General features: G+C 72.7%; 1 protein-coding gene. It reads right to left on the reverse strand.

Translation table 11 applies throughout. From position 1 onward, the window contains the following. A partial coding sequence (locus tag ACEN88_RS34020; RefSeq protein ID WP_413346783.1) for an ABC transporter permease occupies window positions 1-502 on the reverse strand: 502 nt, incomplete at both ends.

Genomic DNA, 502 nt, shown 5'->3' on the forward strand with positions numbered 1-502 from the left:
GAACAGGGACAACGCGGCCGCCGCGAGGCCATAGCCCGCCGCGATGCCGAGCAGGGCGCCGAGCACGCCCAGGGTCGCGCCTTCCAGCAGCACCTGGCGCAGCAGCGCACGCCGTTCCAGGCCGAGCACGCGCAGCAGCGCGAACTGCCCGCGCCGGCGCAGTACGGACAGCGCCTGCGTGGAAAACACGAGGAATGCGCCGGTGAACAGGGCGACCAGCGCCAGCACCGTCAGGTTCACCCGGTACGCGCGGCTGAGGTTATTGCTGCGGCTTTCCTGGTTGGCGTCGCCCGGCCGGCCGACCGTGAAGCGGCCGGGATAATCGCGCTCCAGCTCCGCCGCCAGCGCGCGCCCGAACGTGGCGCGGTCGACGCCGTCGCGCAGTTTCAGGTCGATGCGCGACAGCTTGCCGGTGAGTTGAAAGCGCCACTGCAGCGCGCCGATGTCCATCACGCCGAGGCGCTGGCCGCTGCGCGCGCGCAGGATCGGCCCCGCCACGCGC

Origin of the sequence: Massilia sp. CT11-108, assembly GCF_047302915.1 — a bacterium.
Taxonomy (GTDB): Bacteria; Pseudomonadota; Gammaproteobacteria; order Burkholderiales; family Burkholderiaceae_D; genus Telluria; species Telluria orientalis.